The sequence below is a fragment of the Dickeya parazeae Ech586 genome (genome assembly GCF_000025065.1).
In the GTDB taxonomy this organism is placed as follows: Bacteria; Pseudomonadota; Gammaproteobacteria; order Enterobacterales; family Enterobacteriaceae; genus Dickeya; species Dickeya zeae.
This window is the reverse complement of the sequence record NC_013592.1, coordinates 81972-106628: the sequence shown is the minus strand read 5'-3', so window position 1 is coordinate 106628 and position 24657 is coordinate 81972. Positions and strand designations below refer to the sequence as shown.

Here is a 24657-nt window from a genome sequence, read left to right as displayed (position 1 = left end):
AACACTTTGCCAACAAACAAGTTTTGTTTTTGTCCGCAGTTGCCACCCCCCGCTTTTCAGCACGCTTTTCGTCTCAATAATGGGATTTACACGCCAAAATATGGGATTTTCATCGCGAAATAGCGAAAAAATCGGCTCAATAGCGGGACAAGGCGGAAAACACACGCGCGGGATCCTCCCGCGCGTGTTATGCCTGCCGTCGCCTCACCCTACCTGGCCGGGAGGTAATTGTTGATACTGGATAACGCTTGCCAGCTCGGCTATCCCCGCCGCCTTCAGCATGCTGTAGTGATCTGCCGTCAGATCCATGACCGTAGGCGGCAGGGCAGAGAACCCACCGTGGTCCTCAATGAATGAATAATCATCTCCCTGAGCCTTGATGATGGTGACAGGCGCTTGCAGTTGCCGCTGCTGTAGCTCGCTAAAGGTGTAGCTGAACTCGAAGGTCTGCGACACAATGCGGGTAATCCGCCTGACCAGACCGTCATCCAATGCCGGATTAAGTGCAGTAATAAACGCCACAAACCCCTCTTCATCGCGTACCGTTTCCAGACAACGCGTCAGCGCCGGGTCAGTAATACTGCCGATAAATACCGAAAACAAGATGGTCAGATAACCGGGGTTATCAAAATCCGCTGTCCGGTGCATGGCAACCACCCGTTCATCGCGTAATTTCGGCGACCCCGGTGCCAGCAAATACAGGCTTTCCACCACCTCGCCCGCCTGCTCCAGTTGCCAGGCGGTTTCGAACGCGACACGCGCCCCGAAAGAATACCCCCACAGCGTATAAGGGCCGTGCGGCTGATGCTGACGAATCAGCTCAATATCTTTAGCGGCCATCTCGCTGATGGTGGCGTAAGGTACTTCGCCTGGATTGATGCCGTGCGCCTGAATGCCAAAAAACGGTCGTGCCGTCCCCATTTGACGAGCCAGTAAACGCAGGTTCATACAGTAACCACCCAGCCCAGGCCAGCAGTAGATCGGCGCCTGACGGCCTTTGGGCTGCAACTGCACGAGACGGGATACCGGCTCCTGACGCGCACGGTTCAGCCATGCCGCCAGTTTTTCAACGGTAGGTGCCTGAAACAATACCTGAAGCGGCAGGCTGGCATTCAGTGACATGTTCAACTCATTAATCAGGCTGACGGCGATAAGCGAATTACCGCCCGATTCGAAGAAATTGTCATCGACCGACATCTCCTCACGCTTGAGCTTCGCCTGCCAGATAGCCAGAATTTGCTGCTCCAGCGGAGTTCGCGGGGCCACAATCGTCTTATGCTTTAATTCAACATCGACGTTCGCCAACGCTTTCATGTCGATTTTGCCGTTTACCGTCAACGGCAACGCATCCAGAATCAGCACCTTGTTCGGCATCATGTAATCCGGCATGAACGCTGCCAGATCATCACGAATCATCTCCGCCGGCCCTTTCATGTGTACCGCGTCTTCTTTCATGCCTTCGCTGTATTTCTGCTCATCGCTGATGCGTCCACCAATGAAGAAATAGTACGGCCCAGTCCGACGACCGAGTATCTGCCAGAAACGACGAGCGGCAGGCAGGTCATGGCCGGTTTCCGAGCTATAGCCGGAAGACATCAGCCCGATGTTCATGTCGTTCATCTGCAAATGCTGCAGTTTACGCCCCACATGCACATACCCTTCCCAGCCTTCGGTCAGGCTGGCGATACTGATGCCAAACGACGAACGCTCATAAACGGCCTGATTGATGGCGATAACATGTTTCTTATCAATCACCTCATCGGCAATGTGCTCCAGGTCGCCGCGAATGTAGCGGTAGGTCCCGACGGGCAGATCGGCGATACGAGTACCCGCCGTCTGCACGTAAATCTCCAGAGCATCGTCCGCAGGCAAACGCGGTCCGCACAGCACATCGCACGCCCCCAGATAATCATCATCCGGGTCAATCGCCAACGGCGTTGGGTTCGGCACGGCGGCGTTACACAACGCCACGCCCAAGCCATAATCCGGCAGGACGTTATCCAGCATACCGATGATGTGCCCCATTTCGATTTGCAGCACTTCCCGGATATTGTTCTTGTAAATCGGCTCGATCGCGCTTTGCTTGCCGACAAAGTGCAGTCGCAAACCACCCGACGGCAGCGACGTCTGCTCACTGACCCGGATCAACTGGTGGTGAACCGGCTGATAGTAGTAATACCCCGCGGCTAATCCGGCTATGCCGTTCAACTCCAGAAAAACCTGGGTCGCGTACAACGCCCCCGGTGAGGCATAGGTGTATTTGGGCAACAACCGCTCTTCACTGGTGAACTGGCCGAGATAACGCAGCCCGTGGCCCAGTTCGTCCAGCGTCAGGTCGCCTGGCTGCCGGGAAGCCGCCGTCAATACCGGCTCGCGCAGCAACGACAACACATCGTCGCGACCGACAGCCCCCCCGTCGTAAAACCGGTAGGTCTTGCGGGAAAACGCCGTACGCCGCTGTTTTTCATCGGCGTCTTTGCCCGGCAGGTCGAAGGTATCGGGTTGGCTGCCTTCCGGAAACTCCCGGCACCCTTTGTTGGCCAGTTGCAACATCACCTGCGCTTTATTGGCTTTGGACTGATGATGCGAACCGTGGTTACCCTGATCCATCAGCGCCGCTTCGCGGGCATTCAGTTCGATAAACGAAATCAGGTTCTGATAGCCGGTGAAAGGATCATGCTTGACGATCACCGCAGCGGCTTTCACCCATTCATGGGTTTCGATAGCCGAACGAATCTCATCCAGCTCAACACGGTAACCACGTAATTTCACCTGATTGTCAGCACGGCCGACATACTGGACCGTACCATCGGGATTCCAACTGGCGATATCGCCGGTTTTATACAAACGTCGGCCCGCGTCGGTCGGCGCGAACGGATCGGCAATAAAACGCTCAGCGGTCAGGTCATCGCGATTCAGGTAGCCTCGCGCCACCCCATCACCACCAATGTACAGCTCCCCCATTTCACCCACCGCCACCGGCGTCAGGCAGTTATCCAGAATGTAATAGCGGGTATTTGCCACCGGTGCGCCAATAGACAGCGTATCCGGACCCTGGCGGGTCACCGCTGGGTCGACACGAAACGCGGAGCTGTTGATCGTGCACTCGGTCGGGCCATACAAATTGACGAGTTCACAATCAGGCAGTGTTTCCAGACATTCCAGTGCCAGATGCTTTTGCAATGCCTCGCCGCCGCTAAACACGTGTCGCAGCGACGGACACGCGGTCAGACGCTCGGTATCCAGTAATGCCTGCAATAATGTCGGGACACACTGCAGCGTGGTTACCTGATACTCCGCCAGCATGTCCACCAGTTGTTCCGGATTCCGATACACGCCCGGTTCCCCCATCACCACCTGGCAGCCGCAGGCGGGCGATAAAATCTCCCACTGCGCCGCATCAAAGCTCATCGGCGTTTTCTGTAAAATCACCGTTTCGTTATTTAATGCGAACGTGTGCGCCAGCCAGTTCATCTGATTTAGCACGCTGTGATGCTCTATCATCACGCCTTTCGGCTTGCCGGTGCTGCCGGAGGTATAAATGACATAAGCCAGGTGATGCGGTGCGATATCGATGGAGGGCGCGTCAGACAACGCCGAGGGGTGCTGACGCACAAACGCCTCGACGTCATCCGGCGTGACCACGTGTATACCCGGTGGTGCCAGCGCCAACAGCCGCTCGCGCAAATGGGGCTGGGTAACGACAATACGTGTCTGGCTATTTTCCAGCATATAAGCCAGCCGGTCTTCCGGGTACTCCGGCGATAACGGCAGGTAGGCATTGCCAGACAGCAAAATCCCCCACACCCCTACCATCAGCGTCAACGACGGTTCGACAAACACCCCCACACAACGCTCACGCTCCGCACTTTGCGCATTCAGGTAACGCGCCAGTGTACTTGCCTGATGATAGAGCTGGCGGTAGCTCAACCGCTGATCGCGAAACACCACCGCAGTCTGCGCCGGCTGATTCAGCACCTGGCTTTTCAGCCGCTCGACGACGTTTTTCTCTCCCGCCCAGACATGTTCGGTCTGATTAAAAACATGCAGTACGTGCTCGCTCTCGGCTTCATCAATCAGGCTGATATCCCGCAACGTCTTGGTCCCATCACTCCCGGCATAGTCTGTTATCTGACGCCATACCGCAGGCAACTTCTGAACCAGAGCGGAGCTGAAACGGTCCGGGTTAAACCGCAGCGTCAACATCACTGTCTCTTCCCGGCTGTCGATATGGCAAACCAGCGACCGCACCGGCTCATTATCCGTTGGCGGCTGCCAGGTTAATTCCAGGTCAAAGACATCATGGAGCGTTGGTTGTGCCCCCAGCGTGAGCAATCTGACACCACGGTTATTTTCTTGCTGAATCGCATCCGGTCTTATCCAATCCATCATATTCTGAATAAAACCAGCAATCGGCGTCGCACTATTAAGTTGAATATTTAATGCAATAATATTTTTACAAATACGCGGGTCATTTTCCCAGTCCGCTATTTCTTGTGGATGCAAATGAAAACCCACCACCATTTCTTCATTCCTGCTAATACGTGATATTGCTAACGTCATTGCAGAAAAGAGGTAACGAGCTAAAGAAACATCGTCATAATTCGGTAATAATCCTTTATTTAATACTAACACCGGATAATTGAGCGCGTGATTCGAGATGTTATCCATTACAATCCTCATTCATGAATCAGTAAAAAATATATTGAGCGGTTTTATTGCAGGGGTGAGACGCCGTACGAAGCACTTGGCCCAGATTCCTGTTCTCAGGCCAAGTGCATGTTCGGAACACATTAACGACTAAAAAAATCAGACAATATCAACAATACGACACCGGGGAAGAAGACGACTTTAATAACGCGTGGGCAGCCCCGACTACCTCACCAAATGTATCGACAATGACCTGTGGCTCCGCCGATTTAAGCTGACCGGCATGGTGGATCCCCCAGGTGACCGCGATGGCGGCAATTCCCGCCTGTTTCGCCATTAACAAATCATGGGTGGTATCCCCAACCATCGCGGTGGTAGCAGCCTCAGCCCCCAGACGCGACATCGCCAGCAGCCCCATTTCAGGATGGGGTTTGGGATGCGTCACCATGTCAGCACCCAGCACCAGATCGAAAAACGGTGCCAGTCCTGCCGCCTCCAGCAACGCGCTGGCGCTGGCAAACACCTTGCTGGTAGCGACCGCCAGCATATACCCCTGACGCTTGAGCAAAGACAGGCCATCCACCACGCCGGGAAAGACCAGCCCCGGTGCCTGCGGCAACACCTGCTCACGGAAAACCGCCTGATATTGCCTGATGGCCTGAGCTATCCGTTCATCCTCAATCGGTAGCGACAAGAGCTGGCTAAATGCCTTTTCCAGCGGCAAACCAATAGTGGCGCGAATGGCGCTGCGGTCCTCAACCGGCATACCTAAGTCACGTAATGCCGTCACAAACGCACTGACAATGCCGCTCGGTGTATCAACCAGCGTACCGTCCAGATCAAAAATAATAAGAGGCTTCATGAGACATATCCTTATGCCTGATTTTGCTGCCGCAGGTAGTCGATATGAGCGCAGGCCAGACGGCCCGCCAGCGCCGCCGTACTGATCAACACCGACATATTCGCTTTTACTGTTCGTCCTTGCGTCGCTTTGGCGACGGCACGCATCAGATACGGCGTGGCGCCTGGCCCGCGAATACCTTCATGCTCCGCCTGAATCGACGCTTCACGGATAATCGACTCGACTTCGTCCTTATCAATGGCGTCGCTGTCATGAATGGGGTGGGTAATCAGCACTGAACTGCGATTACCCAGCTTCCAATGCATGTCAATGGCGCGGGCAACAACGTGCGGATCGTCCAGTCGGTGAGGGCTGGGGAAGCCGCTGGAGCGGCAGTAAAACGCGGGGAAATCGTCAGATTGATAGGAAATGATAGGTACGCACTGGGTTTCCAGATATTCGAGCGTCAGACCCAGATCGAGAATACTCTTGGCACCGGCGCAGACCACGGCCACCCGGGAGCGGGTGAACTGGATCAAGTCAGCGGAGACATCCATCGACTTTTCTGCCCCACGGTGCACGCCGCCAATCCCTGCCGACGCGAAGAAAGGAATCCCCGCCAGGTCCGCTGCCACCAGCGATGACGCCACGGTGGTCGCGCCTTTGCCGCCTTGCGCCAGAATCACCGGGATATCACGGCTACTGGTTTTCACAATCCCTTTCGTCGCCCCAAAACGCTCGAGGTCGGCATCCGACATGCCAATCAAAAACCGACCGTTTTCGATGCCAATCGTCGCAGGAATCGCCCCTTCAGCGCGAACAGCCGCTTCAATATTTCTGGCGGTAGCGACATTGTCAGGGTAAGGCAGACCGTGAGCAATCACGGTCGACTCCAACGCTACGACCGGTTTCCCGGTATGCAGCGCGTCTTTTACTTCGTCGCTAAACCGCAGCAATTCATGCTCAAAATCCGTTTTAGACATAATATTCTCTCATCCTGGGGGTGATTATGTCAGGTTATATCCGGACGATGTCTTTCCCGCAGACGCAGGTATGACTCACGTCTGGCATCAATGACATAGCAATCATTAGTTACATGGTATTTTCGATAATAATACATCCTGAGTTACTATCGATTCATATTAATCACCCGTGGTTAAGCTCAACCATTGGCGTATTACCTACTTATTAAATTAAAAAAATGTTTTCTTGTCTGCCAGATATAAACGATTAATCCAATTACTCAAATGTATGAACTCACTATTTTTCCATTATGCAGGTTGCAGACGCTATAAAAGGCCGATGTGTTGCGTTTTCAACACATCAGCCATATTGTCATGAACACAAATTATTTTTACCTGCTGATGACATTATGTCATTTAGAAATCAGTTTGGATTGTTTTAATTGTGTCGATTTTTTTCTTCTGCCAAAGAATGAAATATCCTGCACGATAATAATTGCTGAGAAAATTAATATCACGCCAATTAATTGTGGGCTGGACAGCCCCTGATGAAGGAATAAAAAACCCAGTAACAGAGCAACCATTGGGCTGAGGAAGCCCAGCATAGACATGATCACCGGGGAATTGGCCTCAAGACCAGAGAACCACATGAAATAGGCCAACAGGGAACCGGGGATCGCCAGATAGAAATAGCCGACGAGATTGGTCAAGGTGAAGGCATGCGGCAGCGGCTCCAGAAACATCTGTACCGGCAGAATCACTAACCCGCCGCAAAACAGCTGCCAGCCGGTAAACGTCAGCATCGCCATCCCTGCCGGGCGACCCCATTTCTTGGTCAGCACCAGACCAGACGCCATACTTATCGTCGCCACCACCGATGCCACCAACCCGGCCGGATCCAACGGATCTTGCGGTAAGGAAATCAGCAACACAATGCCAATGCCGCCGATAATGGCGGCCACCATTTGTTTCTTCAGCACCGGCTGCATCAGTAGCAGGAAAGACAGTAGGATGACGATCAGCGGCTGAAGCGACCCCACCAGAGCGACAACACCGCCGGGCAGACGATAGGCCGCGAAAAACAACATCACAAAAAACACACCGATATTGAGCGCACCTAACACGAACAAGCGCCATAACCAACTGACTGGTGGCAGCTTTTTACCAAAAATGAGAATAAGACCGGCGGGTAACGCGCGAATCAATGCAGCCAACAACGGTTTGTCGGCAGGAAGAAACTGGGTGGTAACAAAATAGGTGGTTCCCCAGACACAGGGAGCATAAAAGGCGAAATCTTTTAATTTCACGGAATGGACCTTCCTCAAACTGTTCCTGTCAAAAAGCACGATTAGGTTTGAACCGGCTCAGCCTGAGGCATGTACCGCCTCCCTGGCCGTACAGAAGGCGCACATCCATGTGCAATTCTCCTGACTTACTTACTTGCGATCTTCCTGTATCCTGACATATCACATCCTGTGATATTTATAAGCAACACTGTATATTACGATTTCGTAATATACATAACCGTAAATAACGTGTCAACAACATATGTGATTGAACATTTCCTTAAGGAATATTACAGTAGTGTTGATCGCGTAACGGTATTGGCCTACGCTTCAATAAAGGAATAGGTTTTATATTAATTAAGGATATTTACTCTATGGCACGCTACCTGGAAGTCTCAGATATTGTTCAGCAATGGCGCAACGAACGCCCCGACCTCGACGTTGAGCCGATGTTGGTTATTGGCACCCTTTCTCGTGCCAGTCTGTTGATTGACCGCGCTCTGGATAAGGTCTTTGGTAAGTACAAACTCAGCGCCCGCGAATTCGACATTCTGGCGACACTGCGTAGACGCGGTGCCCCTTATGCCATCAGCCCATCCCAAATTGTCAGCGCGCTGATGATCAACAACAGCACCCTGACCAGCCGCCTGGACAGGCTGGAACAAGCAGGCTGGTTGCGACGGATGCCGATTGAAGGCGATCGCCGTTCGGTCAACATCCAACTGACCGACGAAGGTCTCGCTCTCATCAATCGGGTGGTGGAAGAACACGTGGAAAACGAACGGGATATCCTCTCCCCATTCAGTGAAGAAGAAAAAAATCAGCTGCGTACGTTACTCGGGCGCGTTGAAAAACACTTAGTGAACAACCGCTAATGCTCTGATGCAATCACGAACATGCAATCACGAACAAATAGCGAAAAATAACACACACAAAAAAGGGCATCCGACTGGATGCCCTTGTTGTTGTAGAGATTATTACTGTAGAGATGATTGCTGTAGAGATTACATGGCCTTCAGGACGCGCTTATTTCGCGGACTTATCCGGCAGAGACTGGGGCGCGACTTGCGGCAACCCGGCATTGCCGGAAGAAATCAGGCCGCTTTCAACGTAGTTGAACAGTTTCTCGCGGGTATCGGTGATATCCAGATTACGCATCGTCAACTGGCCGATACGATCATCCGGCGAGAACACAGATTCGCCTTTTTCCATCGTCAAACGTTCCGGTTTGTACGTCAGATTGTCCGAAACGGTATTCAAAATTGAGTAATCGTTGCCACGACGCAGCTCAAGCGTTACCTCACCGGTGATTTCGCTGGCCACCCAACGCTGCAGCGCATCACGCAGCATCAGCGCCTGCGGGTCAAACCAACGGCCTTGATACAACAGACGTCCCAGTTGGCGACCATGGGCATGGTACTGCTCGATGGTGTCTTCGTTATGAATACCGGTGACCAGACGCTCGTAGGCGATATGCAACAGCGCCATCCCCGGTGCTTCATAAATACCGCGGCTTTTCGCTTCAATGATACGGTTTTCGATCTGGTCGCTCATGCCCAGACCATGACGACCGCCGATACGGTTAGCTTCCAGCATCAGTTCCACGTCATCAGAGAATGTCTGACCATTTAACGCCACCGGGTGCCCGCGCTCAAAGCGCACGGTCACTTCTTCTGCCGGAATGCGGACGTTTTCGTCCCAAAACTTCACGCCCATGATCGGATTGACGATTTTCACGCTGGAATTCAGGAACTCCAGATCCTTCGCTTCGTGCGTGGCACCGAGCATGTTGGAGTCGGTAGAGTAGGCTTTTTCCGCCGACATTTTGTAGTCAAAGCCCGACGTCGTCATAAACTCGGACATCTCCTGACGGCCGCCCAGTTCGTCGATAAAATCGGTATCCAGCCAGGGTTTGTAGATTTTCAGCTCGGCATTGGTCAGCAGACCGTAACGATAGAAACGCTCAATGTCGTTACCTTTGTACGTGCTGCCATCGCCCCAGATATTCACGCCATCTTCTTTCATTGCTGCAACCAGCATCGTACCGGTCACCGCACGACCCAGCGGGGTGGTGTTGAAATAGGTCATACCGCCGGTGGTGTTGTGGAACGCACCACACTGAATCGCGGCAATCCCTTCTGCCACCAGTTGCTTACGGCAGTCGATCAGACGGGCATTCTCCGCACCATACTCTTTGGCGCGACGCGGAATCGCGTCGTAGTCGTCTTCATCCGGCTGCCCCAGATTCGCGGTATAGGCATACGGTACCGCGCCTTTCTGACGCATCCACAATAAGGCGGCGCTGGTATCCAGACCACCGGAGAAAGCAATCCCAATCCGCTGGCCCACCGGAAGATGTTTCAAAATCGTCGTCATAACTATTAGTCCCTGCTTGATTTCGATGGCGTTAAGCTTAGCAGCCCTGCCGCCGGGTTACGCAATACCTGGTTATGCATTGAGACGCGCACGACACGGCTCCATCAAAATCGATGACCTTAAATCACCGCGCATCAATGCATATTTATGCAAAATTTATGATTGATAATTTAAACATCTTTTCTGGCAGACCGGAAGAGAAGAGGCGGGTTTTCAGGAAAAAAATTCACTACGGCAACCGCCGGACTCAAGACAAGACCAGAAAATCACCATTTTTCACCCTCACCCGCGCATCCTGTCGGTATGAATTTCGGTATGAATAGGGGTTATAGCGGCAAACGTACCCAGCCATGCAGCAGCATATATCCCCCCACCACCGCGATCAGTAGGCTGGAAAAATAAGGAGCCCGACGCGCCAGCGCCGCAAACCCTGGCCAGCGACGACTGGCATGCTGCACGCTCAGCGCTGCACCCACGCCCACCGCCACCAGCGTTAACGCCAGCCCGATACTGAAACACACCACCAGCGCGGCACCCAGCGTAAACGCTTTTACCTGAATACACAGCAGTAATACCGTAATCGCGGCAGGACAGGGAATCAACCCGCCAGTCAGCCCAAACAGCAGAATTTGCCCATTGGTCGCTTCCCGGTTGGCGAATCGCTGACGTATCTCGTTAGCATGCGCCCGTTCATGCGCATCCTGATATTCACCCTGCTCCTGTTCATGGTCATGCAAATGACCAGAACCAGAAACCGCATGAGCAACGTCATGATGGCTGCGGTGATGATGGTGAGGATGGGCATGCTCATCATGGTCATCATGGTCATGGTGGTCATGGTGGTCATGGTGGTCATGGTGGTCATGGTGGTCATGGTGGTCATGGTGGTCATGGTGGTCATGGTCATGGTCATGGTCATGATGCGGATGATCATGGTGATGCTGATGTTGTTTCCACGCCCGCTCATCACGCCAGGTGCGCCAAAACATCCAGCTCGCCGTCCCAAGGATGATCACACCGGAAACAAACTGCAACCAGGGTTCGGCGGAGTCAGCGGTAAACTGCTGGCTCAAATACATCCCCCCTAATGCAATCAACCAGACTACAGCGGTATGAGACAAGGTAGCGGCAATCCCCAGCATGACAGCCTGCTTCACCGTACCCCGGATCGCGACGATAAATGCTGCCATCATCGTTTTGGAATGCCCCGGCTCCAGGCCATGCAGTGCACCCAACAATACGGCGCTGGGGATAAACAACCAGGCATTGGTCACGCCCTGCTGCAAAAGTAAGGAAAAATCCGTCATAGTTAGCGTCCGAATCAGGCGATCGAGGGGTAAGCCTGAAGGTAAAATGGTATAATCATACTATACCCCAGTATAGGGTCAGACAAGACGGGAGTCGCCATGCCGCATACTATTCATGAAAAAAAGAAACTGCTGACACGCGTCAGACGCATCAAAGGTCAGGCAGAAGCACTGGAAAAAGCGCTGGATGGCGGAGGACGCTCCTGTCTGGAAATTCTGCAGCAAATTGCCGCTATTCGGGGCGCAGTGAACGGGCTGATGGGTGAAGTGCTGGAAGGCCACATCCGTGACCACCTGATGAATGAAGACGCAGACCCGGCAGAACGGTCCACCGATTTGGAAGCGATCGTGGCGGTGATTCGCTCCTATATGAAGTAGCGATCAAGATGCAGTAGCGATCAAGAAAAACGGCCCCGGAAATCGGTCGTATGAAGCCATATCGTCACTGAATCACGTTCCTGTCTTGTCGGGTGGTGATTACGGCATGAAGGGAGCGAGTATAACGCTAATTACCATCTGCACGGATGAGTAAACCTCGATTACGCGACCCACCGCTCAATATTGAAACGATGTTTCAATTGAAATCTATTTCTTTGCTATTCTCGGCGGCACAGATGTTACTCCCCTTGATGACTGCTGGAGATACCATGAAGAACGTCGCCATTCTGTTGGCTCCCGGATTCGAAGAAGCGGAAGCAATTATGGTGATCGATGTGCTGCATCGTACAAAAATCAACGTCACCCTGCTTTCCTGTCACGACCGGCTGGAGCTGCATAGCTACCACAATATCCGCATGTTTGCCGATGCCCTGTTGGAAAGAAACATGGACCGGCTATTTGACGCCGTGGTGATCCCAGGCGGGCCACAAGGCACGGTGAACCTGGCCGCCAACCCGCTGGTGACAGAATTTATTCGCCGCCATGATGACGCTGGCAAGCTAATTTGCCCGTTATGTTCAGCGGCAGCCAGAGTGCTGGGCGGTAACCATTTGCTCAAAGGACGCCATTACGTCTGCTCCGGCGACCTCTGGAAAGATGTCACCGACGGTGTGTATGTCGACCAAAAAGTCGTGGTAGACGGTAACCTTATTAGTGGCAAAGGGCTGGGCGTCGCATTTGACTTCGCCTTTACCCTTGCCAGTCTGCTGAGCGACGACAAAGACGATGTGAATTTCCAGGTCGAACATATCTATTACGACTACTGGCGCGTACCCGCCTGAATCACACCATGACGACGATGACGGCGCACCAGTGCCGTCATCGGTAACGATAAAATACCGCCTGATGATGGTCGTAGAGGTGATTGTCACAGAGATGATTGTCACAGAGATGATTGCCGTAACGATTGTCGTCGTAGCCCCCTTCACCATAGCGTTCGCGGTACTCACGCGGCGTCAGGTTATAATCTTTGCGAAATACCGAATAAAAATACGGTAACGAGGGATAACCGCACATGGATGAAATCTCGTTAATCGACAACGAGGTAGACACCAGCAGATTTCTTGCCCGCTCCAGCTTCTCGGCATGGATCATGCCATGAATCGTCTGCCCGGTTTCATCCTTGAAGCGCTTTTCAAGGTTGGAACGTGACAGCCCCACCGCATCCAGCACCTGCTCCACCTTGATGCCTTTGCAGGCGTGATGGCGAATAAAATGCATTGCCTGAATCACCGCCGGGTCGCGCACTGAACGGTAATCCGTCGAGCTGCGTTCCACGACCCGAAGCGGCGGCACCAAAATACGCTGCAACGGCAGCGCATTGGGCGTCAACAGCAACTGATGCAACAGTTTGGCGGCCCGATACCCCATTTGTCGTGTGCCCTGCGCCACCGATGATAACGCGACACGTGACAGATAACGGGTCAGTTCTTCATTGTCGATACCAATCACACACAGCTTTTCCGGTACCGCGATGTTGAGGTGCTCGCAGACCTGCAATAAATGGCGGGCGCGGGCATCCGTCACCGCGATAATGCCGGTTTGGGGCGGCAGCGTCTGAATCCAGTCCGCCAGCCGATTCTGGGCATACTGCCAGTTGTCCGGTGATGTCTCCATGCCCTGATACACCACGCCCTGATACTGCTCGGCCGCCACCAACTGGCGAAAAGCGTACTCCCGCTCCTGCGCCCACCCTTTGCCCACCGATGTTGGCAGGCCGTAAAACGCAAACCGGTTCAACCCCTTGTTCTTCAGATGCAAAAACGCACTTTCCACCAGTGCGTAATTATCGGTGGCAATGTAGTGCACCGGCGGGTAATCCTGTGGATTGTGATAAGAGCCGCCGACCCCCACCAACGGCACCCGCACCCCGGCCAGCAAGGCGATAATCGCCGGGTCATCAAAATCCGCGATAACCCCATCCCCCAGCCAGTCGCGAATATTCTCGATACGGCAACGGAAATCCTCTTCGATGAAAATATCCCAGTCACACTGAGACGCCTGCAGGTATTCTCCGACGCCTTCAACCACCTGTCGGTCGTATACTTTGTTGGCATTAAACAGCAACGTAATACGGTAGCGTTTCTCAAACATGGCGATATGTTCTCTTCGGAGACGTGCGACGGCAGCATCATGGCTCTCTGGGCAACATCCGGCGCGGAAAGCCGACCTTCCGCCTACATAGCACGGTCGGCCGACAACCCCAAACCCGTTTACTGACTTTGCGAACTGTCTCGCTCATTTTGCACAGAGGTGCCGTCATCCCGGCTATCCACAGTGTTCAGAGCTTATGTTGTTCAGGATTTGTGTTTTTCAGGACTTGTGTTTAGTAGCGGTATCCATCCACACCGCCAGCAGCAAAATGCCGCCCTTGACGATGTACTGCCAGAAGGTCGGCACATCAAGCATGCTCATACCGTTATCCAGCGATGCCATAATAAACGCCCCCATCACCGCACCGGCCACACTACCGACCCCACCAGCCAGACTGGTACCGCCAATAACACAGGCGGCGATAGCATCCAGTTCCGCGATATTCCCCGCAGACGGCGACCCGGCACCCAGTCGGGAGCTCAGCACCAGCCCTGCCACCGCCACCATCAGGCCGTTGATGGCAAACACCACCAGTTTGGTGCGTTCAACATTCACCCCTGACAGCCGGGCTGCATCGATATTGCCGCCCACCGCATAAATACGTCGGCCAAAGGCGGTGCGCAATGCCATAAACATGCCGCCCAGCATGATGAGCGTCAGCAACAGCACCGGTGTGGGCACGCCGCGATAGTCATTGAGCAGGTAGATAGCGCCCAACACCAGTACGGCCATGAGCGACTGGCGGGTCACATCGCCTGACGCCGACGCCACCGGCAACCCCAGGTGCTGACGACGCCACCGCTGACGCCAGCGCCACGCCACAAACAGCATCAACCCAACAACGCCGAATAAGAATCCCACCCCGTCCGGCAAATAACTCTGACCAATCTGCGACATCGCCGGGCTGGTGGGTGATACCGTGGTACCGTTGGTGATACCAATCAGTACACCGCGAAACGCCAGCATGCCCGCCAGGGTGACAATGAACGACGGCACGCGCCGATACGCCACCCACCAGCCATTCCAGGCCCCAAGCAGTAACCCCAATAGCAAGGTCACCGCCACCGTCAGGGGTAACGGCCAGCCGTACCAGACATCCAGAATCGCCGCCACGCCACCCAGTAGCCCCATCATGGAACCCACCGACAGGTCAATTTCAGCGGAGATAATCACAAACACCATACCCACCGCCAGAATGCCGGTAATCGCAGTCTGGCGCAGCAGGTTGGAAATGTTACGGGCGCTAAGATAGGCCCCCTCGGTCATAACAGTGAAAAACAGCATGATCGCGATGATCGCCGCGATCATCACCAACACCTGTAAGTTGAACGAACGGCGACGCGTGGCGTCACCGGAAGACGCCGCCGGTACAGGCGCACGGTCAGACAGCCAGGTTTTCAGCATGATGCTCACTCCTTAATGCAGCTTCCATCACCTGCTCCTGCGTTAGCCCACGGTTGGGTAAATCCGCCTTGAGCCGCCCCTGATGCATCACCAGCACCCGGTCACTCAAGCCCAAGACCTCAGGCAGTTCAGAAGAAATCACGATGACGGCGATCTGTTGCTTCACCAACTGATTGATCAATTTATAGATTTCGTATTTTGCACCGATATCTATCCCTCGAGTCGGTTCATCCAGAATCAGGATTTTCGGGCGCAACAGCAGGCACTTCGCCAGAATGGCTTTTTGCTGATTGCCGCCGCTAAGACGGGCAATCGCCAGTTCCGGCGAGGCGGTTTTGACTTTCAGATGCGCTATCGACTCCCGCAGGCTGTGCTGCTCGTCAGCATCCCGCAGGACCGACAATGCACCGGTGAACTGATCGAGCGCCGCCAGTGTGATGTTCTGCGCCACGCTCATCACCGGAATAATGCCGTCTTTTTTGCGGTCTTCCGGCACCATGGCAATCCCCAACGCCATAGCCTGTCGACAATGGCGGATAGTCACCGGTTTGCCTTCCACCCGGATATCCCCTTGCCAGCGCCCCGGATACGCGCCGAACACGCATTGAACCGTCTCGGTACGACCCGCCCCCACCAGCCCGGCAATCCCCAACACTTCCCCCCGACGCAGGCTAAACGAGACATCATCCACCCGACGAATATGACGATTAACCGGATGCCAGGCGGTCAGGTGCTCGACCCGTAGTACCTCTTCGCCTATCTCATGTGGTTCGTTTGGATACAGCTCCGTCAGTTCACGCCCCACCATCATGGCGATAATCTGATCTTCGCTGAGCGAGTCCGCCGGGCAGGTGCCAATGTGCCTGCCGTCACGGATAACACAGATCACATCAGAAATCGCTTTGACCTCGTTGAGCTTGTGGGAGATGTAGATACAAGCGATACCGTGATGACGCAGGTCACGCACGATATCCAGCAACACCGCGGTTTCTTTTTCTGTCAGCGATGCTGTCGGCTCATCGAGAATCAGCAGCCTGACCTGCTTGTTCAGCGCCTTGGCTATCTCCACCAGTTGCTGTTGACCTAACCCCAGTTCACCGACGCGGGTATGCGGGTCAATGCTCAAACGCACCTGTTCCAGCATGGTCTGACAGCGCAGGTACATGGCGTCGTAATCCATGACGCCGCCGCGCGTCCACTCATTGCCAAGAAAGATGTTTTCCAGCACCGTCATGTTTTTGACCAGCGCCAGCTCCTGATGAATGATGGCGATCCCTTTTTGCTCGGTGTCGCGGATATGTCCGGCCCGCAGCTCATCGCCCGCAAAGCTGATGCTGCCCTCATAACTGCCGTACGGATAAACCGCACACAGCACTTTCATCAACGTCGACTTGCCGGAGCCGTTCTCACCGCACAGCGACAACACCTGCCCTGCCTCCAGTTGCAGACTGACATTGTCTACGGCCTTCACCGCCCCAAACGCCTTGGTGATGTTTTTCATTTCCAACAGATACGGCATACCCCCTCCACCTGGCCGATGCCGCTCGCCCGGCACGGCCGCGGTGGCGGCTGACCGGACGGCAGGCGAACGCGTCAATCAATAGATATCCGCTTTCTTGTGGAACCCGTCGGCAACGACCGTACTGTCGATGTTCATCTTGTCGACCGGAATCGGCGTCAGCAGGAAGGCAGGAACGTCTTTCTTGCCGTTATTGAGCGTGGCGTTGGACTCCGGTTTTTTCCCCTGTCCCAGCGATACCGCGATAGTCGCCGCCTCTTGCGCCAGTTTGCTGATAGGTTTGTAAACGGTCATGGTCTGGGTTCCTGCCACAATCCGTTTGATGGCCGCCAGGTCGGCATCCTGGCCGGAGATAGCGACCTTACCCGCCAGCCCTTGAGCGGAAAGCGCCTGAATCGCACCACCGGCCGTAGCATCGTTCGAGGCCACGACCGCATCAATTTTGTTGTTATTGGCGGTCAGCGCGTTCTCCATGATTTTCAGCGCATTTTCCGGTAACCAGGCATCCACCCACTGGTCACCGACAACCTTAATTTTGCCGCTATCAATCAAGGGTTTTAACACTTTCATCTGCCCCTGACGGAACAGTTTGGCATTATTATCAACCGGTGAACCACCCATCAAAAAATAATTTCCTTGTGGCACCTTATTAATCAGATATTGTGCCTGAAGCTCTCCGACCTTTTCATTATCAAAAGAAATGTAAAAATCAATATCTGCATTATTAATCATACGGTCATAGGCCAGTACCTTTATTCCCTCCCGTTTCGCTTCAGCAATCACGTTACTTAAAACCTGACCGTTATAAGGGATAATCACCAGTACATCGACACCGCGATTAATCATATTTTCTATCTGGGAAATCTGTGTTTCTTCATTGCCGTTGGCGGACTGCACAAACACTTTCGCCCCTTTTTCTTCGGCATTTTTCACAAAAATATCCCTGTCTTTCTGCCAGCGTTCAAGGCGTAAGTCATCGATAGCCATACCGATTTTTACTTCTTTGGCAAACCCCGGCTGGCCTAGCATGGCCAGTGCAGCACAGACTGACAGTAATACGTGTTTCATTTTCATCGTAGAGTACCTTTGTTATAGGAAGGCGGGATAAAAACGTCACTTCACTTACGGCTACGTTGCATGGAATTGTTGACAAGAAAAGTCAGGCTCAGCAATTGCTGATTTTTATCTCTGAATTACGTTTTTTGGTTTAATTGTTATTTTATGATAGCGGTCATATTTTCATCTTGTTAATCCCTTTCTTCACACATCGGCCTGCGAGCGGTTTTGCAGATTATTCCGGTTATTTTTTGCGATCAAACGCACATTTAATAATTATCTGAATTTCAGTGTGAAATAACGTAATTGAGGAAATCGCAAGGCGAACGGAATATTGAAACAAGGCTGAATACCGCTATTTCGGTGGTTTGCAAGGAGATAACAATGCACGCTTATTTTGATCAGATAGAAAAAGTTCGCTTTGAAGGTCAGGGCAGCCGCAATCCGTTTGCCTTCCGCCATTACAACCCTGACGAGCTCGTCCTCGGCAAGCGTATGGCTGACCACTTGCGTTTTGCGGTCTGCTATTGGCATACCTTCTGCTGGAACGGTTCCGATATGTTTGGTGCGGGTGCCTTTGCCCGTCCCTGGCAGCAGTCCGGTGACGCACTGGCGCTGGCAAAACGTAAAGCCGATATCGCTTTTGAATTCCTGCATAAACTGGGGGCGCCCTACTACTGCTTCCATGATATCGATGTCGCACCGGAAGGGGGTTCTCTTCAGGAGTATCTGAACAATTTTGCCGCCATGACCGAGATTCTGGCCGCCAAACAGCAAGAAACCGGGGTGAAGTTACTCTGGGGTACCGCCAACTGCTTTACCAACCCGCGTTATGCCGCCGGTGCCGCCACCAACCCCGACCCGGACGTGTTCGCCTGGGCGGCGACACAAGTGTTTAGCGCGATGAATGCCACCAAAACGCTGGGCGGTGAAAACTACGTGTTATGGGGTGGCCGTGAAGGTTATGAAACCCTGTTGAACACCGACTTGCGTCAGGAACGCGAACAAATTGGCCGCTTCATGCAAATGGTGGTGGAACACAAACACAAAATTGGCTTCAACGGTACATTACTGATCGAACCCAAACCCCAGGAGCCAACCAAACATCAGTACGATTATGATGTCGCCACGGTTTATGGCTTCCTCAAACAATTTGGGCTGGAAAAGGAAATTAAGGTCAATATCGAAGCCAATCACGCCACACTGGCCGGGCATACCTTCCATCATGAGATAGCCACCGCGATTGCCCTCGGTATCTTTGGCTCGGTAGACACCAACCGTGGCGATGCGCAACTCGGTTGGGATACCGACCAGTTTCCCAACAGCGTAGAGGAAAACGCGCTGGTGCTTTATGAAATCCTCAAAGCAGGCGGTTTCACCACCGGTGGCCTCAATTTCGATGCAAAAGTCCGCCGCCAAAGCACCGATCGCTACGACCTGTTCCACGCCCACATCGGCGCGATGGATACGATGGCGCTGTCGCTCAAAGTGGCGGCCCGCATGGTGGAAGACGGCGAACTCAATCAGCATGTCGCCAACCGCTACGCAGGCTGGAATAGCGAGCTGGGCCAGCAAATCCTGCAAGGCAACGCTTCGCTGGATATGCTGGCAAGCTACGCCACCCGCCACCAGTTGAATCCGCAGCACCACAGCGGGCAACAGGAACGGCTGGAAAATCTGGTGAATCGTTATCTGTTCGGTTGAATCGCTATCTGCTCGGTTGAATTGATGTAAGCTGGCGCACACCCCATCACCCCACACGGTTTTTGGGTTCTGCGCCAGCAGTACGGATATCACCACAGGGTGCACCGCATCAGGGTGCAACCTGATAACCGCACGTGAGTCACAGTGAGGCATTATGTACATCGGCATCGATCTTGGCACATCCGGCGTGAAAGCCATTTTATTACGGGAAAACGGCGAGGTCGCCGCCAGTCATAGCGCACCGTTGAGTGTCTCGCGCCCTCATCCGCTCTGGTCGGAACAGGATCCAGAAATGTGGTGGCAGGCTACCGACGCCGCCTTGAGCGCTCTGGCGGCACAGCAGACGCTAAAAGCGGTGCGTGCCATCGGGCTAACCGGCCAGATGCACGGTGCAACGCTGCTGGATGCACAGCAACGGGTACTGCGACCGGCCATCTTGTGGAATGACGGGCGCAGCGCATCGCAATGCCAGGAGTTGGAACAGTTGGTGCCAGATGCCCGCCGCATTACCGGTAATCTGATGATGCCAGGCTTTACCGCACCGAAGCTGAAATGGGTACAGCAACACGAACCGGATATTTTTCAACGCATCGACAAGGTGCTGTTGCCAAAAGACTACCTACGCTGGCGGCTGACGGGGGATTTCGCCAGCGACATGTCCGATGCAGCCGGTACACTGTGGATGGATGTCGCCCGGCGCGACTGGAACGACCCCTTGCTCGCCGCCTGCGGGCTTAACCGCGACCAGATGCCTGCACTGTTCGAAGGTAACCAGATTACCGGACAGTTGCGCGCCGACCTCGCCGAGCGCTGGGGCATGCCGTCGGTGCCGGTCGTGGCTGGCGGCGGCGACAACGCTGCCGGTGCCATCGGTGTCGGCCTCTATCAGGCGGGTCAGGCCATGTTGTCGCTCGGTACATCCGGGGTCTATTTCGCGGTTAGCGACGGCTTTCTTAGCAATCCTCAACGCGCGGTTCACAGCTTTTGCCATGCGTTGCCCAACAGTTGGCATCTGATGTCCGTAATGCTGAGCGCGGCATCCTGCCTCGACTGGGCCACCCGACTGACCCATGCCGACAGCGTAGCAGCGCTGCTTAATGAAGCGGAGCAGGCCAGCGCCGAAGAAACCACGACGCCCGTGTGGTTTCTGCCTTATCTGTCTGGTGAACGCACGCCACACAACAACCCACAGGCCAAAGGCGCATTCTGGGGGCTGACGCACTCGCACGGGCGTGCAGCGCTGGCACGCGCGGTGCTGGAAGGGGTGGGATTTGCCCTGGCGGACGGAATGGACGCCCTGCACGCAACCGGGCTGGAACCTCAGCGGATAACGCTGATTGGCGGCGGTGCGCGCAGCGCGTACTGGCGGCAAATGCTGGCAGATATCAGCGGTAAAACGCTGGAATACCGCACCGGCGGCGATGTAGGCCCGGCACTGGGTGCAGCAAGGCTGGCACAAATCGCGCTGAATCCGACCATACCACTGGCGCAGTTACTGCCCGCCTTACCACTGGAGCAGGTTCACCAGCCTAACGCCACGCGCCATGCGCAGTACGCGCAACAACGCACCGTATTCCGCCAGCTTTACCAGTCTCTGTTGCCGCTGATGTCCTAATCTTTTCTCTTTCCCGCTGGACGGGGGTGTTAACGCAACTCGTCCAGATATCGCCCTATCATGTCCCGATTTGGCCTTCTTTGGCACTGAGCGCTGTTTCATGATGGTGTCACACCCACTTATCGGAGTCAGCCATGACAAAAACAGCCCTGTTAGTTATCGATGTACAAAACTCTTTTTTGCACCGTCCCTTCTGGCAGGAAACGGATGTGCCAGCCTTTCAATGTGCCCTCTTACAGTTGATTGAAGGCTGTCGGCAACAGGGCGTCGCGATTGTGGATATTTTTCATGTCTCCCAAGGGGCATTTGCATTGGAGTCCGGTTATGTCACTCGTCAGACATTCCTGACGCATCAGCCGGACATTCAGTTCGCCAAACACGTACACAATGCGTTAACGGAATCGGGTTTGCAGGACTGGCTACAGCAGCAAGGGATTGATCACCTGATTATTTCGGGCATTCGCACCGAACAGTGCTGTGAAACCACCGCGCGGGTTGCCAGCGATCTTGGCTATCAGGTAACGTTTGTTACAGAAGCGACCCTGACGTTCCCCATGACGCACAACGGGATCACGCTGAGCAGCGCTGAATTAAAACACCGGACAGAAACCGTGCTTACTCATCGTTTTGCGGCGATCCGAAGTGTCGAGGACTGTCTGGCAGACCTCAGAAACGCCGCCTCAGAGGCGCAATAATCGCGTGTGGGTCGCCCGGAACACCTAACCTGACGCCTGACAGCGACCTGCCACCCAGGAGTGCGACAATCATGAGCCAGTCAGCCTATTTCTTAATGCTTCCCGGCGTATTGTTGCTTGATGTCGCAGGCCCCGCGGAAGCCTTGCGCCTGAGCGGCCGGTTTTCACTGCATTACATCAGCCCTCAAACCGAAGTGCCCTGTTCAACCGGCATGACCTTAAGCCACCTGGAGGCCTTGCCAGAGAGCCTGCCGCAAGACAGTCTCCTGATTCTTCCCGGTGTGGTGAATTCACAGCACGGGTTTGCAACCCCCCTTGCCCAACAGGCTCAGCGTTGGTTGTCTCGATTACAACCGGCGTTACGGGCACAGCAATTAACACTAGCCTGCATCTGCTCCGGTAGCCTGCTGGCGGCACAGGCCGGTTTACTCGATGGCTATCAATGCACCACACACCATGATGTGCTCGACCACCTGATGCAGCAGGCACCGCTGGCGCAGGTAAAAGAAAACCGCATCTTTGTGGAAGACCGGGGAATTTACACCAGTGCAGGCATCACCGCCGGTATCGACCTGGCCCTGCACCTCATCGCCCGCCGGCTGGATACCGCCAGTTCATTACGGGTAGCACGGGAGATGGTGGTGTATTTCCGACGAACAGGGAGTGACCCGCAGTTGTCACCCTGGTTGCAATACCGCAACCATATCCACCCGGTTGTCCACCGGGCACAGGATTTAATGTCGGCGGAGCCGGAAGCAAACTGGTCGTTAGCCGCGCTGGCCGAACGCGTTCACGTCAGCAGTCGCCACCTCAGTCGTCTGTTTCGCGAGCAGGCTGGCATCAGCGTGCGCGAATTCCATGAGCAGTTACGCGTTACCGTCGCGCAACAACGCCTTCAGCAAGGCCTGGGGGTAGAAAAAGCGGCGTTGATGGCTGGCTTCTCCTCCGGTCGTCAGCTGCGACGTGCCCAGCTACGCCAGCATCCCTGATGACCTGCATTGCATTCACCCGGTTACGGGCATGACATGCCGTTATGCCGTTATGCCGTTATGCCGTTATGCCGTTATGCCGTTATGCCGTTATATAGAAGAAAGTAGAAGAAAGGGGCTGCAGATGCAGCCCCTGTATCGTCTGTCAGGCGACAACGCACGGTTGTCGGGTTAGAACAGACCGAGCGGTTTTTCGGAGTAGCTCACCAGCAAGCATTTGGTCTGCTGGTAGTGTTCCAGCATCATCTTGTGGGTTTCACGCCCGATACCGGACTGTTTATAGCCACCGAACGCGGCATGCGCCGGGTAAGCATGGTAACAGTTGGTCCAGACACGGCCTGCCTGAATGCCGCGCCCCATACGGTAAGCAATGTTGGTATTACGGCTCCACACACCCGCCCCCAGACCGTAAGGCGTATCGTTGGCAATCGCCAGCGCTTCTTCCGGCGTTTTGAAGGTGGTGACCGCCAGTACCGGCCCAAAGATCTCTTCCTGGAATACGCGCATGCTGTTCTGGCCGAACAGGATAGTCGGCTCCAGATAGTAGCCTTGAGCCAGTTCTCCCGGCAGCACTTTACGGTGCCCCCCCGTCAGCACTTCCGCCCCTTCTTTCTTACCGATATCAATGTAGTTGAGGATGGTGTCCAGCTGACCGGCTGAGACCTGCGCACCCATCATGGTCTGGCTATCGAGCGGGTTACCCACCCGAATAGACTCGACGCGTTTGATGGCGCGTTCCATAAACCGCTCGTAGATAGACTCCTGAATCAATGCCCGGCTCGGGCAGGTACAAACTTCGCCCTGGTTGAAGGCAAACAGCGCGAACCCTTCGAGCACTTTGTCAAAGAAACTGTCTTCCTGGTCCATCACATCGGCAAAGAAGATGTTCGGTGATTTACCGCCCAGCTCCAGCGTAACCGGGATAACGTTCTGCGCCGCATACCCCATGATCTGCTGGCCCACTTCAGTCGAACCGGTAAAGGCGACTTTAGCGATACGCGGCGATGTCGCCAGATATTCGCCGATCTGCCCACCGGCACCGTTCACCACGTTCAGTACGCCCGGCGGCAGAATATCCTGGATCAATTCCATCAACAGCAACACCGACAGCGGGGTCAGTTTGGCGGGTTTCAGCACGATGCAGTTACCAGCAGCCAGCGCCGGTGCCAACTTCCAGCACGCCATCAGCAGCGGGAAGTTCCAGGGAATAATCTGCCCGACAACGCCCAGCGGTTCATGGAAATGGTAGGCGACAGTGTCATGATCGATTTCACTTATCGACCCTTCCTGCGCGCGGATGCAGGCGGCAAAATAACGGAAATGATCGATGCCCAACGGCACATCGGCATTCATGGTTTCGCGGATCGGCTTTCCGTTATCCCAGGTTTCTGCACTGGCCAACAGTTCCAGATTCGCCTCCATACGATCGGCTATCCGGTTGAGGATTTGCGCACGCTCGCGGGTAGAGAGGGCACCCCACTCCGCGCTGGCCTTGTGAGCGGCATCCAGTGCATGATCAACATCACGGCTACTGGAGCTGGCGACTTCGCACAGCGGTTGCCCGGTCACCGGCGTCAGGTTGACATAATATTCTCCACCGGAGGGCGGGACCCACGCGCCGCCGATAAAGTTGTCATAACGCTTTTTCAGCGTAAGGGCAGGGCCGTATTCACCAGGTTTCACCCGGCTTGCGTTATCGATGTCCATTCCTTTCTCCTTTG

The 24657-nt window shown here is 54.4% G+C and carries 18 protein-coding genes; 7 read left to right on the top strand and 11 right to left on the bottom strand.

What is annotated here, in order from left to right; all coding sequences use genetic code 11:
- Positions 1-204 precede the first annotated feature (204 nt).
- The 4 genes from DD586_RS00420 to DD586_RS00405 all read right to left on the bottom strand — a co-directional run bounded on the left by DD586_RS00420 (position 205) and on the right by DD586_RS00405 (position 7760).
- Positions 205-4671 carry an amino acid adenylation domain-containing protein gene (locus DD586_RS00420; protein ID WP_012882835.1) on the bottom strand — a complete coding sequence of 1489 codons (4467 nt, stop codon included), beginning with the start codon at positions 4669-4671 and terminating at the stop codon, positions 205-207.
- Positions 4672-4819: 148 nt separating this feature from the next.
- Positions 4820-5512 (bottom strand): HAD family hydrolase, encoded by a 693-nt coding sequence (locus DD586_RS00415; protein ID WP_012882834.1) that lies wholly within the window; start codon positions 5510-5512, stop codon positions 4820-4822.
- An 11-nt stretch (positions 5513-5523) separates the two neighbouring features.
- The gene (locus DD586_RS00410) at positions 5524-6474 is read right to left on the bottom strand and encodes a pseudouridine-5'-phosphate glycosidase (protein WP_012882833.1); all 951 of its coding nucleotides are present in this window, start codon (positions 6472-6474) and stop codon (positions 5524-5526) included.
- Between the two features lie 392 nt (positions 6475-6866).
- Entirely contained in the window at positions 6867-7760 is an 894-nt protein-coding gene (locus DD586_RS00405; RefSeq protein WP_012882832.1) for a carboxylate/amino acid/amine transporter, read from the bottom strand.
- Between the two features lie 353 nt (positions 7761-8113).
- Between DD586_RS00405 and DD586_RS00400 the strand changes: the two genes are divergently transcribed.
- Positions 8114-8614, top strand: coding sequence for a MarR family winged helix-turn-helix transcriptional regulator (locus DD586_RS00400; RefSeq protein WP_012882831.1), 501 nt, complete (start codon positions 8114-8116; stop codon positions 8612-8614).
- A 151-nt stretch (positions 8615-8765) separates the two neighbouring features.
- On the opposite strand, the gene argG is transcribed toward DD586_RS00400, so the two are convergent.
- Both argG and DD586_RS00390 read right to left on the bottom strand, forming a co-directional pair.
- Positions 8766-10115 carry an argininosuccinate synthase gene (gene argG, locus DD586_RS00395; RefSeq protein ID WP_012882830.1) on the bottom strand — a complete coding sequence of 450 codons (1350 nt, stop codon included), beginning with the start codon at positions 10113-10115 and terminating at the stop codon, positions 8766-8768.
- A gap of 326 nt (positions 10116-10441) precedes the next feature.
- Positions 10442-11422 carry a nickel/cobalt efflux protein RcnA gene (locus DD586_RS00390; protein WP_012882829.1) on the bottom strand — a complete coding sequence of 327 codons (981 nt, stop codon included), beginning with the start codon at positions 11420-11422 and terminating at the stop codon, positions 10442-10444.
- Between the two features lie 99 nt (positions 11423-11521).
- Between DD586_RS00390 and DD586_RS00385 the strand changes: the two genes are divergently transcribed.
- Both DD586_RS00385 and DD586_RS00380 read left to right on the top strand, forming a co-directional pair.
- The gene (locus DD586_RS00385) at positions 11522-11800 is read left to right on the top strand and encodes a metal/formaldehyde-sensitive transcriptional repressor (RefSeq protein ID WP_012882828.1); all 279 of its coding nucleotides are present in this window, start codon (positions 11522-11524) and stop codon (positions 11798-11800) included.
- A 269-nt stretch (positions 11801-12069) separates the two neighbouring features.
- Complete coding sequence (locus tag DD586_RS00380; RefSeq protein ID WP_012882827.1) at positions 12070-12642, top strand: DJ-1/PfpI family protein; 573 nt, start codon at positions 12070-12072, stop codon at positions 12640-12642.
- Between the two features lie 37 nt (positions 12643-12679).
- Here the strand turns inward: DD586_RS00380 and xylR are convergent, their stop codons facing one another.
- From xylR to xylF, 4 genes are all read right to left on the bottom strand, one after another.
- Complete coding sequence (xylR, locus tag DD586_RS00375) at positions 12680-13954, bottom strand: D-xylose utilization transcriptional activator XylR (RefSeq protein WP_012882826.1); 1275 nt, start codon at positions 13952-13954, stop codon at positions 12680-12682.
- A 219-nt stretch (positions 13955-14173) separates the two neighbouring features.
- Entirely contained in the window at positions 14174-15358 is a 1185-nt protein-coding gene (xylH, locus tag DD586_RS00370; protein WP_012882825.1) for a xylose ABC transporter permease XylH, read from the bottom strand.
- On the bottom strand, positions 15336-16877 hold the full coding sequence (locus tag DD586_RS00365) for a xylose ABC transporter ATP-binding protein (RefSeq protein WP_012882824.1): 1542 nt from the start codon (positions 16875-16877) through the stop codon (positions 15336-15338). The genes xylH and DD586_RS00365 overlap by 23 nt, the downstream gene beginning before the upstream one ends.
- Positions 16878-16955: 78 nt before the next feature.
- Positions 16956-17951, bottom strand: a complete 996-nt coding sequence (gene xylF, locus DD586_RS00360) for a D-xylose ABC transporter substrate-binding protein (RefSeq protein ID WP_012882823.1) — start codon at positions 17949-17951, stop codon at positions 16956-16958.
- 366 nt (positions 17952-18317) lie between these two features.
- Here xylF and xylA point away from each other — a divergent pair, with 366 nt between their 5' ends.
- From xylA to DD586_RS00340, 4 genes are all read left to right on the top strand, one after another.
- On the top strand, positions 18318-19637 hold the full coding sequence (xylA, locus tag DD586_RS00355; protein ID WP_012882822.1) for a xylose isomerase: 1320 nt from the start codon (positions 18318-18320) through the stop codon (positions 19635-19637).
- A 154-nt stretch (positions 19638-19791) separates the two neighbouring features.
- The gene (gene xylB / locus DD586_RS00350) at positions 19792-21252 is read left to right on the top strand and encodes a xylulokinase (protein ID WP_012882821.1); all 1461 of its coding nucleotides are present in this window, start codon (positions 19792-19794) and stop codon (positions 21250-21252) included.
- 134 nt (positions 21253-21386) lie between these two features.
- Entirely contained in the window at positions 21387-21947 is a 561-nt protein-coding gene (locus tag DD586_RS00345) for an isochorismatase family protein (RefSeq protein WP_012882820.1), read from the top strand.
- A gap of 71 nt (positions 21948-22018) precedes the next feature.
- Entirely contained in the window at positions 22019-22936 is a 918-nt protein-coding gene (locus tag DD586_RS00340) for a GlxA family transcriptional regulator (RefSeq protein ID WP_012882819.1), read from the top strand.
- Positions 22937-23107: 171 nt separating this feature from the next.
- Here DD586_RS00340 and exaC read toward each other — a convergent pair whose 3' ends face one another.
- Positions 23108-24643 carry an acetaldehyde dehydrogenase ExaC gene (exaC, locus tag DD586_RS00335; protein ID WP_012882818.1) on the bottom strand — a complete coding sequence of 512 codons (1536 nt, stop codon included), beginning with the start codon at positions 24641-24643 and terminating at the stop codon, positions 23108-23110.
- Positions 24644-24657 lie beyond the last annotated feature (14 nt).

Coding starts and splice junctions, on each gene's coding strand:
- DD586_RS00420 (WP_012882835.1), bottom strand. CDS start 4,671: ATGGATAACATCTCGAATCACGCGCTCAATTATCCGGTGTTAGTATTA.
- DD586_RS00340 (WP_012882819.1), top strand. CDS start 22,019: ATGAGCCAGTCAGCCTATTTCTTAATGCTTCCCGGCGTATTGTTGCTT.
- xylA (WP_012882822.1), top strand. CDS start 18,318: ATGCACGCTTATTTTGATCAGATAGAAAAAGTTCGCTTTGAAGGTCAG.
- xylB (WP_012882821.1), top strand. CDS start 19,792: ATGTACATCGGCATCGATCTTGGCACATCCGGCGTGAAAGCCATTTTA.
- xylH (WP_012882825.1), bottom strand. CDS start 15,358: ATGCTGAAAACCTGGCTGTCTGACCGTGCGCCTGTACCGGCGGCGTCT.
- xylF (WP_012882823.1), bottom strand. CDS start 17,951: ATGAAAATGAAACACGTATTACTGTCAGTCTGTGCTGCACTGGCCATG.
- DD586_RS00400 (WP_012882831.1), top strand. CDS start 8,114: ATGGCACGCTACCTGGAAGTCTCAGATATTGTTCAGCAATGGCGCAAC.
- DD586_RS00390 (WP_012882829.1), bottom strand. CDS start 11,422: ATGACGGATTTTTCCTTACTTTTGCAGCAGGGCGTGACCAATGCCTGG.
- DD586_RS00380 (WP_012882827.1), top strand. CDS start 12,070: ATGAAGAACGTCGCCATTCTGTTGGCTCCCGGATTCGAAGAAGCGGAA.
- DD586_RS00345 (WP_012882820.1), top strand. CDS start 21,387: ATGACAAAAACAGCCCTGTTAGTTATCGATGTACAAAACTCTTTTTTG.
- argG (WP_012882830.1), bottom strand. CDS start 10,115: ATGACGACGATTTTGAAACATCTTCCGGTGGGCCAGCGGATTGGGATT.
- DD586_RS00410 (WP_012882833.1), bottom strand. CDS start 6,474: ATGTCTAAAACGGATTTTGAGCATGAATTGCTGCGGTTTAGCGACGAA.
- xylR (WP_012882826.1), bottom strand. CDS start 13,954: ATGTTTGAGAAACGCTACCGTATTACGTTGCTGTTTAATGCCAACAAA.
- DD586_RS00365 (WP_012882824.1), bottom strand. CDS start 16,877: ATGCCGTATCTGTTGGAAATGAAAAACATCACCAAGGCGTTTGGGGCG.
- DD586_RS00415 (WP_012882834.1), bottom strand. CDS start 5,512: ATGAAGCCTCTTATTATTTTTGATCTGGACGGTACGCTGGTTGATACA.
- DD586_RS00385 (WP_012882828.1), top strand. CDS start 11,522: ATGCCGCATACTATTCATGAAAAAAAGAAACTGCTGACACGCGTCAGA.
- exaC (WP_012882818.1), bottom strand. CDS start 24,643: ATGGACATCGATAACGCAAGCCGGGTGAAACCTGGTGAATACGGCCCT.